This window comes from Streptomyces sp. NPDC048461, assembly GCF_055587105.1.
Genome location: NZ_JBVJGW010000004.1, coordinates 342,636 through 358,289 on the forward strand (window position 1 = coordinate 342,636; position 15,654 = coordinate 358,289).

Genomic DNA, 15,654 nt, shown 5'->3' on the forward strand with positions numbered 1-15,654 from the left:
GCGCTGGAGCGTGCTCGAACTCCTAGAGTGCGGGCGCATGACCATGAGATACCGATTTCTCGGCGGGACCGGCATGGAGGTCAGCGTCCACTGCCTCGGCACGATGATGTTCGGCTCGGTGGGCAACCCGGACCACCGGGAGTGCGAACGGATCATCCACGCCGCGCTCGACCAGGGCATCAACTTCGTCGACACCGCGGACATGTACTCCGGCGGTGAGTCCGAGGAGATCGTCGGCAAGGCGCTCAAGGGCCGGCGCGACGACGTGGTCCTCGCCACGAAGGTCCACTTCCACATGGGCGAGGGACAGCCCGGTGAGGGGCGCAACCGCAGCGGCAACTCGCGGCGCTGGATCGTCCGCGCCGTGGAGGACAGCCTGCGGCGGCTGGACACCGAGTGGATCGATCTCTACCAGGTGCACCGCCCCGACCACGCGACGGACATCGAGGAGACCCTGTCCGTCCTCGGCGACCTCGTCCGTGCCGGGAAGATCAGGGCGTTCGGCTGTTCCACGTTCCCCGCCGAGGAGCTCGTCGAGGCGCACCACGCCGCCGAACGGCGGGCGCTGCCGCGGTTCCGGACCGAGCAGCCCCCGTACTCGCTCCTCGCGCGCGGCGTCGAGGCCGATGTCCTGCCGGTCGCCCAGCGGTACGGGATGGGCGTACTGACGTGGAGCCCGCTCGCCTCCGGGTTCCTCAGCGGCAGGTACCGCCTGGGGGAGCCCGTCGACCTGACCTCCGGCCGGGCGGCGCTGACGCCCGGCCGCTTCGACCCGGCGATCGCCGGCAATGTCGGGAAGCTGGAGGCGGTGGAGGAACTGGTCGCGCTGGCCGAGTCCATCGGCTGCACCCTGCCGGAGCTCGCCGTCGCCTTCCCGGTGGCGCACCCCGCGGTCACGTCGGTGATCATCGGGCCGCGGACCATGGAGCAGCTGCAGGCGCTGGTGAAGGGTGCCGGGGTGCTGCTGGACGACGCGGTGCTCGACCGGATCGATGAGATCGTCCCCCCGGGCCGGAACCTCTACCAGCCGGACGGGGTATGGCGACCGCCGTCCCTGGCCGACCCCGCCCGGCGGAGGCGGCCGCCGGGGGAACGGGCCGCAGGCCAGGGCGTGTCTTAGCGGGCGCCGCCCCCTCCGGGCCGATGTTTCACGTGAAACAGGAGACGTGGTGGGGACGGCCCACGCACGGGCGGACGCGTCACTTCGGATCGTGCTCCGGTCCGCCGAAGTCCGGGCTCGTGAAGTCCGGGGGCGAGTAGCCGGGCGCGGGCCCCTCGGCAGGGGCACCCGGACTGGTGAAATCGGGAGCCGTGTAGCCGAGGCTGGGAATCCGGGTGCCGCGCCCGCGCGGGAGCGGGAAGCCCGGACCCGCACTCGGGTCGGCGAGCGCATCGCGGAGGAACGGCATGATGCCGCGCTCCAGCAGTGCATGACGCCAGGCCTCGCGCGCCCGGGCCACCTCGTCGGGTACCGCCTCGGACTCGTCGGCCACGACCTCGGTCGAGCTGTTGCGGACGGCGGTCACCAACAGGGCGATCACGGCGTACAGCAGGCCGGCCACGGTGAGCGCGCCGAAGAGCCAACCCGCCGTCAGCATGGTTTCGGCGAAAGCGGGTTCCGGCTCGATCATTTTCAGGCTGTAGCCCACGAGCAGGAAGATCAGCATGGCGGTGCCCGCCAGTACCGGTGCGAGGACCGCGATGACGGCGCCCGCTCCGGCCCCGTCGCCGCCCTGTCCGCCGATCTCCTCACCCGATGATCCGGGGGTGGAGAGGAGCTCGTCGCGCCGTTCCGCGCGGATCTTGACGTAGTGGTCGTATTCGGCCGCGGCGGCGGCCGACAGCAGCGCACTGGCCCCCATGGCCATGGTGCGCAGCTGTTCGGCGTTCAGTCGCTCGCCGAGGGTGGCGAGCTCGGGACGCTCGGGTGCTGTGCGCAGCGCCTCGTCGAGGAGGCGCTCGAATTCCGGTCGGTCTTCGGTCAGCAGGTGCGGAGCGCTGGTCATGTGCATCCCCCGATGCTCCGTAGAAGCCGGTATGCCCGCGTAGACCCGGGCGCCGGCACAAACGGAGGAGAGCCTGCTACGGATAGAGCGATGGTAGAGCGCCACCGCCACCGGTTGACAGGGGCTTTCCGGAAATAGCCTGCCGCGGTAACGCTCAGTTGTTCAACGGAAGTTGCACGACCAGCAGTTTGCCCGCCATCGTCACCCCGCCGTCCATGGCGATGGCGAGCCCTTCGGCGTACACGTGCGGGCCGTCCACCGCCTCGGGGCCGCGGGCCGAGTCGCCGTCCTCCGTGCCCACTTCGCCGAGGAGGTACGGGATCGGGCTGTGGCCGTGGACGACGCGACTGCCGCCGTAGGTGCCGAGCAGTTCGCGTACGGCCTGGGGGCCCGTGTCCTCGTCGCGGAAGGCGAACCGCTTGGTGAACTTGCGGAACAGGTCCCAGGTGATGTCGGCGTCGTTGCGGTTGAGCAGCTCGTGGATGGTGTCGTTGACGTCCTCGATCGAGTCGCCGTAGTCGAGGTATGCCGTGGTGTCGGAGTGCAGCAGCAGGTGGTCCTCTTCGAGGACGGCCGCGTCCAGCCGCGACATCCACTGCAGGTGCACGTCCTGCAGGCGCTCCATGTCGGTGCGCTGGCCGCCGTTGAGCAGCCACGCGGCCTGGAAGGTGGCGGTGCCGGCGCCGGAGGCGACCGGAGTGTCGCCGAACCGCTTCGCGCCGATGAGCAGGAGCTCGTGGTTGCCCATGAGCGCCTTGCAGTAGCCGCCCGCGGCGGCCGCCTCGGCGGACAGCCGCATGACGAGGTCGATGACGCCGATGCCGTCGGGGCCGCGGTCGGTGAAGTCGCCGAGGAACCAGAGCCGGGCGTTCCCGGCGGACCAGCGGCGTTCCGCGTCGATCAGGCCCTGGGCGCCGAGTTCGGTGACGAGCTCGTCGAGGTAGCCGTGGACGTCGCCGACCACGTAGAGCGGTCCGGGGCCGTCGGGAGCGGTCTCCTGGGGGACGTAGTGGATCTGGACGGTGTCCCCGGGGCCGCCGCCGGCCGCGCCGCGCCCGATGACGGGCAGGTCGCGCTGGGTCGGCGTGTAGCCCTCGGGATCGTCCGGCTCGGGCTCGTGGGACATCGCAGGTCCGGGCACGGCGCCCGCGGGCACGGCCCGGTCTGCGTAGTACGCGGGATACGAGCCGTAGACGGGTTGCTCTCGGGCAAACCCCTCGGCCACCTCGTACGGGGCGGGCTCGGTGACCGGAACTCGGAAGTCCCGCAGCGTCTCCGTCCGCATCGCGGGTCCCTGACCGGCCCCCTGAGTCATCGACCCCTCCACCACCGTCGCGCTGTCGTACACCTGCGGACCCTCCTGACCTCCGGGGAGGAGGGTCCGTGATGTCGTGCGCCCATCATAGGAATGCGGCTCGCGCTCTGTGACGCACCAGGGGTGGTGAATCCTTTCCGGAGCCGATCCTTCCTGCCGTTTTCTCCCGATATCGGTGTGGGTGAAATCTTTGACGGGGCCTTCGGTCGCGTTTCGGGGCGAGGTGGAGGTCAGTCCTGGGCCGGTGAACGGGGTGGGCTGACGGTGGTGCGGGGCTGCCTGCGCTGCGAAGAGGTGCGGATGATCAGTTCGGTCGGGACGACCTGTTCGACGGGGCGTCCGGTGTCGACCCCCTCGATCGCGTCGATCAGCAACTGCACGACGGCGGTGCCGATGCGGCGCGGTTTGAGGGAGAGCGTGGTGATGGGCGGTTCGGTGTTGGCGTACACGGTGGACTCGCTGCAGCAGACGAGCAGCAGGTCCTCGGGGACGCGCAGCCCGTACCGCCGGGCGGCGGCGAGGAGATCGGTGCCGTTGGGGTCGAAGAGCCCGTACACGGCGTCGGGCCGGTCGGGGCGGGCGAGGAGCCGGTCGGCGGCGACCGCGCCCGCGCACGGGTCGTGGGCGGGGTAGGACTCGTAGACGGGGTCCTGGCCGACCCGCTCGCACCAGCTCAGGTAAGCGGTGGTCGAGAGCCGGGTGTAGGTGTCGGTGGTGGTGCCGGTCAGGAGTCCGATCCGGCGGGCGCCGGCGGCGGCGAGGTGGTCGAGCAGGTTGAGTACGGCCGCCTCGTGGTCGTTGTCGACCCAGGCGGTGACGGGGAGGGAGCCTGCCGGGCGGCCGTCGGAGACGACGGGCAGGCCCTGGCGGACCAGTTCGGTGACGACGGGATCGTGGTCCGAGGGGTCGATGACGACGGTGCCGTCGAGGGCGACGTTGGACCACACGTCGTGTCGGGAGGTGGCGGGGAGGATGACGAGGGCGTAGCCGCGCGCGAGCGCTGCCGAGGTCGCGGCCCGGGCCATCTCGGCGAAGTAGGCGAATTCGGTGAAGGTGAAAGGTTCATCCCCGTACGTCGTCACGGTCAGGCCGATCAGGCCCGACTTTCCGGTACGGAGGGTGCGGGCGGCGGCGGACGGGCGGTAGCCCAGCCGGTCGGCGACCTCGCGAACGTGGCGGCGGGTGGCGTCCGGCAGCCGCCCCTTGCCATTGAGCGCGTCGGAGACGGTCGTGATGGAGACGCCCGCTGCGGCGGCCACGTCCCTGATGCCGGCCCGGCCCTGTCGGCCGGCCGGTCGCCGGGTGGTCTCGGTCCGGCTCACCTGATGCTTCCCTGCTGCTGTCATGGCGAGCCGATAGTAGGGCTCGGCGGGGTGCGTGGTCCGGGTGCATATGCACGCGTTGACAGGCACGTTTCTGCATGGTTCGCCACCCCCAATGACCTTGGAAATGAAGGTGTTTGAGGGAGAGGGAAGGGTGGGGCGCTTGTCGGCGGGACCGGGCATGCCAAAACGGTGTGGTGCCGGACCGGTCTCAACTCACCTGCACGAGGGATGCGCGCCACGGCGCAGGCCACCGGCGCGCGCATATATGCGCGCGCTCCCCCGCATTCCAGGCGCCCCCATTCTCGTGAGCGAGGAATCCTCATAAGGTGAGCAGTATTGAGTCGGCGGCGACGTCGTACGGGACGGTCGAGGAGGACCTGCGGTGAGCGAGAAGAGCCCGAGGCTGCGCGCCGAGCTGGACGGCATTCCGACATACAAGCCCGGCAAGCCGGCGGCCGCGGGCGGAGCCGTCGCGTACAAGCTGTCGTCGAACGAGAACCCGTACCCGCCGTTGCGCGGGGTGCTGGAGAGCGCGGTCGCCGCTGCCGGCAACTTCAACCGCTACCCGGACATGGCCTGCACCGGGCTCGTGAACGAGCTCGCGGAGCGGTTCGGGGTGCCCGTCGAGCACATCGCCACCGGCACGGGCTCGGTGGGCGTGGCCCAGTCGCTGATCCAGTCGACCGCCGGCCCGGGCGACGAGGTCATCTACGCGTGGCGCTCCTTCGAGGCTTACCCGATCATCGTGCGGATCTCGGGTGCGACCTCCGTGGAGGTCCCGCTCACCGACGGTGACGTGCACGATCTGGACGCGATGGCCGACGCGATCACCGAGCGAACCCGGCTGATCTTCGTCTGCAACCCCAACAACCCCACCGGCACCGCGGTGCGCCGCGCCGAGCTGGAGCGGTTCCTGGACCGGGTGCCCTCGGACGTCCTGGTGGTGCTGGATGAGGCGTACCGCGAGTTCGTGCGCGACACGGACGTGCCGGACGGCATCGAGCTGTACCGCGACCGCCCCAACGTCGCCGTGCTGCGTACGTTCTCCAAGGCGTACGGCCTGGCCGGCCTGCGTGTCGGTTTCGCGGTGGCGCACGAGCCGGTGGCCGCCGCGCTGCGCAAGACGGCGGTGCCCTTCGGGGTCAGCCAGCTCGCCCAGGACGCGGCGGTGGCCTCGCTGCGCGCCGAGGACGAGCTGATGGGCCGGGTCGGGGCACTGGTGGGCGAGCGCGCACGGGTGCACGAGACGCTGCTCGCGCAGGGCTGGACGGTCCCGGACACGCAGGCGAACTTCGTGTGGATGCGTCTGGGGGAGCGGACCGCCGACTTCGCGGCGGCCTGCGAGAAGGCCGGTGTGGTGGTCCGGCCCTTCGCGGGTGAGGGCCTGCGGGTCACGATCGGTGAGACCGAGGCGAACGACCTCTTCCTGCACACGGCGGGGGCGTTCTTCAAGGAGCTGTAGGTGGGCCGGGCGGTTCGCCGGCCGATGCGGCCGGTGTGCCGGCCCATGCGCCTTGACGGGCGGGCCGGGCCCGTTCGCTAGGCCAGTTCCACGCGGACGGGGTCGCCCTCGCGGACGGTGGACAGCTGGCGGGGGTCGCCGTCGAACGAGCCGAGGACGTTGCAGGGGCTCGCCAGGCGGCTCTCGCCACCACGCGAGATGGGTGTGGGGCCGAAGGGCAGCGCAAGCGCGTCGCCCTCGGTCCAGAAGGCGATGGTTCCCGGGTCCACGACCTGCCGGGCGTCGTGCTCCAGGGCCACGGACACGCCGGTGTCGAAGTAGACCTCCTCGCCCCAGAGATTGGCGGAGGCGGAGATCGGAAGGGCCTCGGCCAGCGCCTTGCTGGTCGGGGTCTCGTCCAGGGTGGCCGTGAGCTGCCCGGCGGGCCAGGAGATTCGTATCTGCATGGCCGCATTCAACAATCTGTTGAAGTTGTTGGCTAGGGGTACCCCCCTTCGGAGATCGAAATGCAGTAGGACATAATGCTTGTGAATGTGAACGCGTTCACAAGCGTGTCCCGCTTCCTCCCGAGTTGAGTGGGATGCACCAGGCAAATGCCGCTGTCCCCCACGGCCGAAGGAGATGACGTGGACCTCGCTCTGGCGCCGGAAACCCTGGCGCGATGGCAGTTCGGCATCACCACCGTCTATCACTTCCTCTTCGTCCCGTTGACGATCTCGCTCGCCGCGCTCACGGCCGGCCTGCAGACCGCATGGGTGCGATCCGAGAAGGAGAAGTACCTCAGAGCCACGAAGTTCTGGGGCAAGCTCTTCTTGATCAACATCGCGATGGGTGTCGTCACCGGCATCGTCCAGGAGTTCCAGTTCGGCATGAACTGGTCCGACTACTCGCGGTTCGTCGGTGACATCTTCGGGGCTCCACTGGCCTTCGAGGCGCTGATCGCCTTCTTCTTCGAGTCGACCTTCATCGGTCTGTGGATCTTCGGCTGGGACAAGCTGCCGAAGAAGATCCACCTCGCCTGCATCTGGATGGTGTCCATCGGCACCATCCTGTCCGCCTACTTCATCCTGGCGGCCAATTCGTGGATGCAGCACCCGGTCGGGTACCGCATCAACGAGGAGCGGGGCCGGGCCGAGCTCACCGACTTCTGGCTGGTGCTCACCCAGAACACCGCGCTCACCCAGTTCTTCCACACCATCACGGCCGCGTTCCTGGTCGGCGGTGCGTTCATGGCCGGCATCGCCGCCTTCCACCTGGCCCGCAAGAAGCACGTCCCGGTGATGCGCTCCTCGCTGCGGCTCGGTCTGATCGTCATGATCATCGCCGGTATGGGCACCGCCATCAGCGGTGACCTGCTCGGCAAGGTCATGTACAAGCAGCAGCCGATGAAGATGGCCGCCGCCGAGGCGCTCTGGGACGGAGAGGCGCCCGCACCCTTCTCGGTCTTCGCGTACGGAGACGTGGACAAGGGCCACAACAAGGTCGCCATCGAGATCCCCGGCCTCCTGTCGTTCCTGGCCAACGACGACTTCACCTCCTTCGTCCCCGGCATCAACGACGTCAACAAGGCGCAGCAGGAGAAGTTCGGGCCCGGCGACTACCGGCCGAACATCCCGGTCGCCTACTGGGGCTTCCGCTGGATGATCGGTTTCGGCATGGCCTCCCTCGGCATCGGAGCGCTGGGACTGTGGCTGACCCGCAAGAAGTTCCTGCTGCCGCCGGGCCTGCGCACCGGTGAGGACGAGGTCCCTCACCTGGTCCTCTTCAGGAAGGCCCTGAGCCCCCGCTTCGCCAACCTGTACTGGGTCGTCGCCCTCTGGACGATGGGCTTCCCGCTCATCGCCAATTCCTGGGGCTGGATCTTCACCGAGATGGGCCGCCAGCCGTGGGTGGTCTACGGGGTCCTGCGCACCCGGGACGCCGTCTCGCCGAACGTCTCGCAGGGTGAGGTCCTCACCTCGATGATCGGCTTCACCCTCCTGTACGCCGTGCTGGCGGTCATCGAGGTCAAGCTCCTCGTCAAGTACGTCAAGGCAGGCCCGCCCGAACTCACCGAGGCCGATCTCAACCCGCCCACCAAGATCGGTGGGGACGACAAGAACCCCGACCGGCCGATGGCCTTCTCGTACTGAGGCTGAGGAGTCCACATCATGCAACTCCACGACGTCTGGTTCGTGCTCATCGCCGTCCTGTGGATCGGCTACTTCTTCCTGGAGGGCTTCGACTTCGGAGTCGGTGTCCTGACCAAGCTGCTCGCCCGCGATCGGACGGAGAAGAGGGTCCTGATCAACACGATCGGGCCCGTGTGGGACGGCAACGAGGTCTGGCTGCTGACCGCCGGCGGCGCGACCTTCGCCGCCTTCCCCGACTGGTACGCCACCCTCTTCTCCGGGTTCTACCTGCCGCTGCTGCTCATCCTGGTCTGCCTCATCATCCGCGGCGTCGCCTTCGAGTACCGGCACAAGCGCCCCGAGGACAAGTGGCAGACCAACTGGGAGCACGCGATCTTCTGGACCTCGCTGATCCCCGCGTTCCTCTGGGGCGTGGCGTTCGCCAACATCGTGCGGGGCGTGAAGATCGACGAGAACAAGGAGTACGTCGGTACCTTCCTCGACCTGCTCAACGTGTACTCGATCCTCGGCGGTCTGGTCACGCTCACCCTGTTCACCTTCCACGGCGCGGTCTTCACGTCGCTGAAGACGGTCGGTGACATCCGGGTCCGCTCGCGTCGGCTGGCCACGAGGCTGGGAGCGGTCACCGCCGTGCTGGCCCTGGTCTTCCTGATCTGGACCCAGGTCTCGCGGGGTGACGGCAAGAGCCTGATCGCGATGGCCGTCGCGGTGCTGGCCCTGCTCGGGGCCCTGGGCCTCAACCTGGCGGGCCGCGAGGGGTGGTCGTTCGCCCTGTCCGGCATCACCATCGCGGCGGCCGTGGCGATGCTCTTCCTGACCCTCTTCCCGAACGTCATGCCGTCGTCGCTGAACGAGGCCTGGAACCTGACGGTCACCAACGCCTCGTCCAGCGCGTACACCCTGAAGATCATGACCTGGTGTGCGGGCGTGGCCACTCCGCTCGTCCTGCTCTACCAGGGCTGGACGTACTGGGTGTTCCGCAAGCGGATCGGCACCCAGCACATCGTCGACGTGCACTGAGCACCTCGGAGCCCGGCTCCGGCCCACCTGCCTGACTGACCCTGCCCTGGGGGATGTTTCACGTGAAACCGATCGACCCGCGCCTGCTCCGGTACGCCCGTTCCACCCGCCTCTTCCTCGGGGCGGTGGTGGTCCTGGGCCTGGCCGGGGCGGGGCTGGTCGTCGGCCAGGCGATGCTGATGGCCGAGATCGTGGTCGGCGCCTTCGAGGACGGTCTGGACGGAGCGGCGCTCAGGACCCCGCTGCTGCTCCTGGCGGCGGTGGCCCTCGGGCGGGCCCTGGTGGCCTGGCTGACCGAGCTGGCCGCGCACCGGGCGGGTGCGGCGGTCAAATCGGAACTGCGGGGGCGGCTGCTGGAACGGGCCGCCGACCTGGGGCCCGGCCGGATCGACAAGCAGCGGACGGGCTCGCTGGTGGCGCTGGCCACCCGGGGCGTGGACGCCCTCGACGACTACTTCTCGCGCTACCTGCCCCAGCTCGGGCTCGCGGTGGTGGTGCCGGTGGCGGTGCTGGCCCGGATCGTCACCGAGGACTGGGTCTCGGCCGCCATCATCGTGGTCACGCTCCCGCTGATCCCTCTGTTCATGATCCTCATCGGCATGGCCACCCAGTCCCGGATGGACCGCCAGTGGCGGATGCTCTCCCGGCTGTCGGGGCACTTCCTCGACGTGGTGGCCGGGCTGCCGACCCTGAAGGTGTTCGGCCGGGCGAAGGCGCAGGCCGAATCGATCCGCGCGATCACCGACGACTACCGGCGCGCGACGATGCGGACCCTGCGCATCGCCTTCCTCTCCTCCTTCGCACTGGAACTGCTCGCCACCCTGTCGGTGGCTCTGGTGGCCGTGACCATCGGCATGCGACTGGTCCACGGCGAGCTCGACCTCTACACCGGCCTGGTCATCCTGATCCTGGCCCCCGAGGCCTACCTCCCGCTGCGCCAGGTGGGTGCCCAGTACCACGCGGCCGCGGAGGGCCTGGCAGCCGCGGAGCAGATCTTCGACGTCCTGGAGACGCCCGACGCGCACCCGGGCGGCGGGGCCCTCCTGCCCGCCGGTGCCCCCCTGCGGATCGAGATCGACGCGGTCGCCGTCCGGTACGAGGGTCGCGGCGAGGATTCCCCCGGCCCGGTCTCCCTGACCGTCGGGCCGGGCGAGGTCGTCGCCCTCACCGGCCCGAGCGGGGCGGGGAAGTCCACGCTCCTCCAGGTCCTGCTGGGCTTCGTGGAACCCACCGCCGGCCGGGTCCGGGTCGCGGGCGTCGACCTGGCCGAGCTGTCGCGCCCCCAGTGGCGCGAGCGGATCGCCTGGGTGCCGCAGCGCCCGCACCTGTTCGCGGGAACGATCGCCGAGAACGTACGGCTGGCCCGCCCCGAGGCCTCCGAAGCCGATGTGGCCGAAGCGCTGCACCACGCCGGGGCAGCGGAGTTCGTGGCGACCCTGCCCCTCGGAGTACAGACGGCACTCGGCGAGGGCGGCGTGGGGCTCTCCGCCGGGCAGCGCCAGCGCCTGGCCCTGGCGCGGGCGTTCCTGGCGGACCGGCCCGTCCTGCTGCTGGACGAGCCGACCGCCGCGCTGGACGGCGAGACCGAGGCCGCGGTGGTGGACGCCGTACGCCGGCTCGCCGTGGGCCGCACCGTGCTGCTGGTGGTGCACCGCCCGGCGCTGCTCGCCGTCGCGGACCGTGTGGTCCCGATGGCGGCCGGGGGCGCTCCGGCGCGGCCCCTCCCCCGGACCGCGACCCCCCGGATCGCGGTCGGACCGGAGACCGGGGCGCCGGTCTCCGACCCGGACGCCGGCGAGTGGATCCTCGGTACCGCGCCCGAGCGGGTGCGGGCCAGGGGCGGAACCGACTCGGGCGGGGCGGACCCGCTGCGCCGGGTGCGGGCGGTGGCCAGGGCGTGGCAGGGGCGCTTCCGGCTCGGTCTCCTGCTCGGGGCTCTGGCCGTCGGGTGCAGCGTGGGCCTGATGGCCGTGTCCGGCTGGCTGATCTCGCGGGCCTCCGAACAGCCTCCCGTGCTCTACCTGATGGTGGCCGTCACGGCCACCCGTGCCTTCGGGATGGGGCGGGCGGTCTTCCGGTACGCCGAGCGGCTCGTCTCGCACGATGCCGTGCTGCGGATGCTCGCCGACCTGCGGGTTTCGGTGTACCGGCGGCTGGAGCGCATCGCGCCCGCCGGGCTGCGCGAGCACCGGCGCGGGGACCTGCTGGCCCGGCTGGTCGCCGACGCCGACGCCTTGCAGGACTACTGGCTGCGCTGGCTCCTCCCGGTCGGTACCGCGGTGCTCGTGGGAGCCGGCTCGGTCGCCTTCACCGCCTGGCTCCTGCCCGAGGCCGGAGCCGTCCTGGCCGTCGGCCTCCTCGCCGCCGGGATCGGGGTGCCGCTCATCAGCGGGGCGACCGCCCGCCGGGCCGAGCGCCTGCTCGCGCCGGCCCGGGGCGAGCTCGCCACCCGGGTGGCCGACCTCCTCACCGGTACCGCGGAGCTGACCGTCGCCGGGGCGCTGGAGGAGCGCAAGGGCCGGACACGGGAGAGCGACGGCGTCCTCACGCGCATCGCCGCCCGCGGCGCCGCGGCGACCGGGCTGGGCAGCGGGCTGTCGGCCCTGATCTGCGGGCTCACCGTGGTGGCCGCCGCGGCCGCCGCCGCGAACGCCGTCCACGACGGGCGGCTGTCCGGGGTGGCCATGGCCGTCGCGGTGCTCACCCCCCTCGCGGCGTTCGAAGCCGTCAACGGCCTTCCGCTGGCGGTCCAGTACCGCCAGCGGGTGCGCCGCAGCGCCGAGCGGGTCTACGAGGTGATCGACGCGCCGGTTCCGGTCGCCGAGCCGGAGCGCCCCTCCGAGCCGCCCGTCTCGCCCTTCCCGCTGCGGCTGACGGGCCTCTCCGCACGGCACTCCGGCCAGGAGCGGGACGCGCTGCGCGGACTGGACCTGACCCTGGAGGCCGGGCGCCGCATCGCCGTGGTCGGCCCCTCGGGCTCCGGCAAGACCACCCTCGCCCAGGTGCTGCTGCGGTTCCTGGACCCCCGCGAGGGGGCGTACACCCTGGGCGGCACGGACGTGCGCGCGCTCGAAGGCGACGACGTACGGGCACGCGTGGGGCTCTGCGCCCAGGACGCCCACATCTTCGACAGCTCGGTACGGGAGAACCTGAGGCTGGCCCGGACCGGAGCGAGTGAGGAGGAGCTGCGGGAGGCACTGGCCGCCGCGCGCCTGCTGGAGTGGGCCGACGGTCTGCCGGACGGGCTGGACACTCTGGTCGGTGAGCACGGCGAACGGATCTCGGGCGGCCAGCGCCAGCGCCTGGCCCTGGCCCGGGCGCTGCTCGCGGACTTCCCCGTCCTGGTCCTCGACGAGCCGGCCGAGCACCTCGACCTGGCGACGGCGGACGCGCTGACGGCGGACCTGCTCGCAGCGACCGAGGGCCGCACCACCGTACTGATCACGCACCGGCTGGCCGGTCTGGAGGCCGTCGACGAAGTGCTCGTACTGGACCGCGGAGAGGTCGTCCAGCGGGGCGGTTACGCGGAGCTGGCCGCCGAGGACGGGCCGCTGCGGCGACTGCTGGAACGGGAGAGTGCGGCGGACCGGACGCCGGCCGACTTTCCCCAGTAAAAGGGACTAACTAGGCTCAAGGGCATGTCAGCGCAGGAGTCGCAGCAATCGCCGGACGCATCACCCGGGACGCCGGACCCGCTGGAGGCCGCCACCCAGGCCACCAGGAGTCTGCAAGGCCTGTCCACCGAGCTCACCGCCCGGGTCCCCCAACTGCTGGAGGCGATGAGGTCGGTCGGCACGGGTCTCGAGCTGCACTCCACGCTGGACCGCATCTGCGAGACGGCGGCCGAGCTCGCGGACGCCCGCTACGCGGCGATCGGCGTCGTCGACACGGAGGGCCGGGGCCTCTCGGACTTCGTCACCTTCGGGATCGGTCCCGAGCCGGCCCGGAAGATCGGCCACCGTCCGGACGGGAAGCGGGGCCTGCTGGGGGCACTGATCTCCCACCCCGACACGGTGCACCTCGCCGATCTCACCAAGGATCCGCGCTCGGCCGGCTTTCCGAAGCACCACCCGCCCATGAAGACCTTCCTCGGCGTCCCGATCCGGGTGCAGGGGGAGATCTTCGGGAATCTGTACCTCGCCGAGAAGAACGGCGGCGGCGAGTTCAACGACTACGACGTCCACATGGTCCGGGTGCTGGCCACCGAGGCGGGCATCGCCATCGGCAACGCCCGGCTGTACGAGGCCGCCACCCAGCGCGAACGCTGGATCGACGGCTCGGTGGCCGTCACCACGGCACTGCTGTCCGGCGGGGACGCGGATGACGCCCTCGCGGTGGTGGCGGAGCAGGCCCGACGCCTGGCCGACTCCTCCGCGGGAATCGTCATGCTTCCGGCCGAGGACGGTGGGATGGAGATCGTCGCGGTCTCCGCCGACAACCCGGCCACCTCCCTCGGCGTGGTGATCCCGGCCGAAAGCCCGGTGGTGGACAAGCTGCTCCAGGGCGAGGCCGTCTTCGTGGACGACGCGGCTGCCGACCCGCGCATGATCAGCAAGCTGACCAGCCAGTACGGACCCTGCATGATGCTGCCCCTGCACAGCGGCGGGCGGGTTCTCGGGGCGCTGGTGACGCCCCGGGCCCGCGGGCAGCGGCCGTTCACCGAGGCCGAGCGGACCCTGGCCACGCAGTTCGCCTCGCAGGCGGCGCTCGCGCTGATGATGGCCGAGGCGCAGCGCGACCGGGAGCGGCTCGCCGTGTTCGAGGACCGCGACCGCATCGCGCGCGATCTGCACGACCTGGTCATCCAGCGGCTGTTCGCCACCGGGATGATGCTGGAAGGAGCCCAGCGCCGGTCGGTCGTCCCGGAGGTCCGCGACGGCGTGGGCAAGGCCGTGGACGAGCTGGACGTGACCATCCAGGAGATCCGCACGGCGATCTTCGCGCTCCAGCAGGGCCCGGCGGAGGCGCCGTCGGGGCTGCGCACCCGGGTGCTGCGGGAGATCAACATGGCGGCGGTGCCGCTGGGCTTCAAGCCCGCGCACCGTTTCCTCGGACCGATCGACGCCGTCGTCGGCGAGCTGGTCGGCAAGAACCTGATCGCGGCGCTCCGAGAGGCCCTGTCCAATGCCTTCCGGCATGCGGAGGCGTCCCGGATCGAAGTCGTCGTGGACTCCACGATCGCGCTGGCCGACGGGCGGCCGGGCGTGCGCCTGGAGGTCGCCGACGACGGGGTGGGCATTCCGGACGGCGGCCGCCGCAGCGGTCTGCGCAACCTCCGGCGACGGGCGGAGTCGCTGGGCGGCGCGAGTTCCTACGGCCCCGGCATCGGTGAGGACGGTGGCGGCACCACCCTGCTGTGGGAGGCCCCGCTCTAGACCGGGTCCGGTATGTGCCCTTCCGGAGCGGTGTGCCCTTCCAGAGCGGTGTGCCGTTCCAGACCGGGTGACGCGATCAGACGTTCTGCTGCTCCGCCGCCGCGATGGCCGCGATGCGCTCGGCGAGGATCCGCTCGATGACGACGGCGACCCCGTCCTCGTTGTTCGCGGTCGTACGACCGGACGCGGCGGCGATCACGTCCGGGTGGGCGTTGCCCATGGCGTACGAGGTGCCCGCCCAGCCGAGCATCTCCACGTCGTTCGGCATGTCGCCGAAGGCGACGACCTCTGCCGGGGTGATACCCCGTTCGGCGCAGCACAGGGCCAGGGTGCTGGCCTTGGAGACGCCCTGGCCGCTGATCTCCAACAGGGAGGTCGGGCTGGAGCGGGTGATGGACGCGTACGCGCCGGCGGCGGAGCGGGCCAGCTTCAGGAACGCGTCAGGGGCGAGTTCGGTGTGGTGCGCGAGCAGCTTGAGCACGGGTGCGGCGCTGTCGTCCGTGTCCTCGTACAGGAGCTTCTCGGCGGTGGCGATCTTCGCACCGGGGTCCTGGAAGAACGGCGGGTACTCGGGCTCGTAGTTGATGCCGGTGGTCAGTTCGACCGCGAAGGACGTGCCGGGTGCGGCGGCCCGCAGGGCCTCTACGACAGAGTGGGCTGCCTCCCGGGGAAGGGCCCTGACCTGGACGAACTCCGGCCCCCCGTGGAGGTCGACCACCGCCGCGCCGTTGGCGCAGATCGCGAGTCCGTGACCGTGGACGTGGTCGCTGACCACCCCCATCCACCGCGCCGGGCGTCCGGTCACGAAGAACACCTCGATCCCGGCCTCCTCCGCGGCGGCGAGCGCGGCGACGGTACGCGGCGAGAGCGACTTGTCGTCGCGCAGCAGCGTGCCGTCGAGATCGGTGGCGATCAGCCGGGGTGCGGGGGTGGGCCCTTCCGGGCACTGGGGAGCCGAGGTCACGGCTCCATCTTCGCCCATGGTCCCGAGCGGACGGACCATGATCGGAAGGTCGCGC

Annotated in this window: 11 protein-coding genes; 6 read left to right on the forward strand and 5 right to left on the reverse strand. The window is 71.0% G+C overall.

All coding sequences use genetic code 11. The features are described 5' to 3' along the window. Positions 1-43: 43 nt before the first annotated feature. Positions 44-1,120: an aldo/keto reductase gene (locus ACZ6S8_RS09755; RefSeq protein ID WP_469454343.1), complete on the forward strand. Its 1,077-nt coding sequence runs from the start codon at positions 44-46 to the stop codon at positions 1,118-1,120. 79 nt (positions 1,121-1,199) lie between these two features. Here ACZ6S8_RS09755 and ACZ6S8_RS09760 read toward each other — a convergent pair whose 3' ends face one another. From ACZ6S8_RS09760 to ACZ6S8_RS09770, 3 genes are all read right to left on the reverse strand, one after another. Further along, on the reverse strand, positions 1,200-2,012 hold the full coding sequence (locus ACZ6S8_RS09760) for a hypothetical protein (RefSeq protein WP_469454088.1): 813 nt from the start codon (positions 2,010-2,012) through the stop codon (positions 1,200-1,202). Between the two features lie 148 nt (positions 2,013-2,160). Further along, positions 2,161-3,336, reverse strand: coding sequence for a metallophosphoesterase (locus ACZ6S8_RS09765; RefSeq protein ID WP_469454345.1), 1,176 nt, complete (start codon positions 3,334-3,336; stop codon positions 2,161-2,163). 215 nt (positions 3,337-3,551) lie between these two features. Then, positions 3,552-4,667 carry a LacI family DNA-binding transcriptional regulator gene (locus tag ACZ6S8_RS09770; RefSeq protein ID WP_383926413.1) on the reverse strand — a complete coding sequence of 372 codons (1,116 nt, stop codon included), beginning with the start codon at positions 4,665-4,667 and terminating at the stop codon, positions 3,552-3,554. A gap of 361 nt (positions 4,668-5,028) precedes the next feature. On the opposite strand from ACZ6S8_RS09770, the gene hisC reads away from it, so the two are divergent. Then, positions 5,029-6,108 carry a histidinol-phosphate transaminase gene (gene hisC / locus ACZ6S8_RS09775; protein ID WP_469454090.1) on the forward strand — a complete coding sequence of 360 codons (1,080 nt, stop codon included), beginning with the start codon at positions 5,029-5,031 and terminating at the stop codon, positions 6,106-6,108. Positions 6,109-6,185: 77 nt separating this feature from the next. Here hisC and ACZ6S8_RS09780 read toward each other — a convergent pair whose 3' ends face one another. Continuing rightward, a complete protein-coding gene (locus ACZ6S8_RS09780; RefSeq protein WP_469454092.1) occupies positions 6,186-6,554 on the reverse strand; it encodes a cyclophilin-like fold protein in 369 nt (122 codons plus the stop codon). Positions 6,555-6,734: 180 nt separating this feature from the next. Between ACZ6S8_RS09780 and ACZ6S8_RS09785 the strand changes: the two genes are divergently transcribed. From ACZ6S8_RS09785 to ACZ6S8_RS09800, 4 genes are all read left to right on the forward strand, one after another. Next, positions 6,735-8,240: a cytochrome ubiquinol oxidase subunit I gene (locus ACZ6S8_RS09785; RefSeq protein ID WP_469454094.1), complete on the forward strand. Its 1,506-nt coding sequence runs from the start codon at positions 6,735-6,737 to the stop codon at positions 8,238-8,240. A gap of 18 nt (positions 8,241-8,258) precedes the next feature. After that, the gene (gene cydB, locus ACZ6S8_RS09790) at positions 8,259-9,260 is read left to right on the forward strand and encodes a cytochrome d ubiquinol oxidase subunit II (protein WP_469454096.1); all 1,002 of its coding nucleotides are present in this window, start codon (positions 8,259-8,261) and stop codon (positions 9,258-9,260) included. Between the two features lie 62 nt (positions 9,261-9,322). Continuing rightward, positions 9,323-12,874, forward strand: coding sequence for a thiol reductant ABC exporter subunit CydD (gene cydD / locus ACZ6S8_RS09795; RefSeq protein WP_469454098.1), 3,552 nt, complete (start codon positions 9,323-9,325; stop codon positions 12,872-12,874). Between the two features lie 24 nt (positions 12,875-12,898). After that, the gene (locus ACZ6S8_RS09800) at positions 12,899-14,635 is read left to right on the forward strand and encodes a GAF domain-containing sensor histidine kinase (protein WP_469454100.1); all 1,737 of its coding nucleotides are present in this window, start codon (positions 12,899-12,901) and stop codon (positions 14,633-14,635) included. A 76-nt stretch (positions 14,636-14,711) separates the two neighbouring features. On the opposite strand, the gene ACZ6S8_RS09805 is transcribed toward ACZ6S8_RS09800, so the two are convergent. Beyond that, positions 14,712-15,617: a Cof-type HAD-IIB family hydrolase gene (locus tag ACZ6S8_RS09805; RefSeq protein ID WP_469454102.1), complete on the reverse strand. Its 906-nt coding sequence runs from the start codon at positions 15,615-15,617 to the stop codon at positions 14,712-14,714. Positions 15,618-15,654 lie beyond the last annotated feature (37 nt).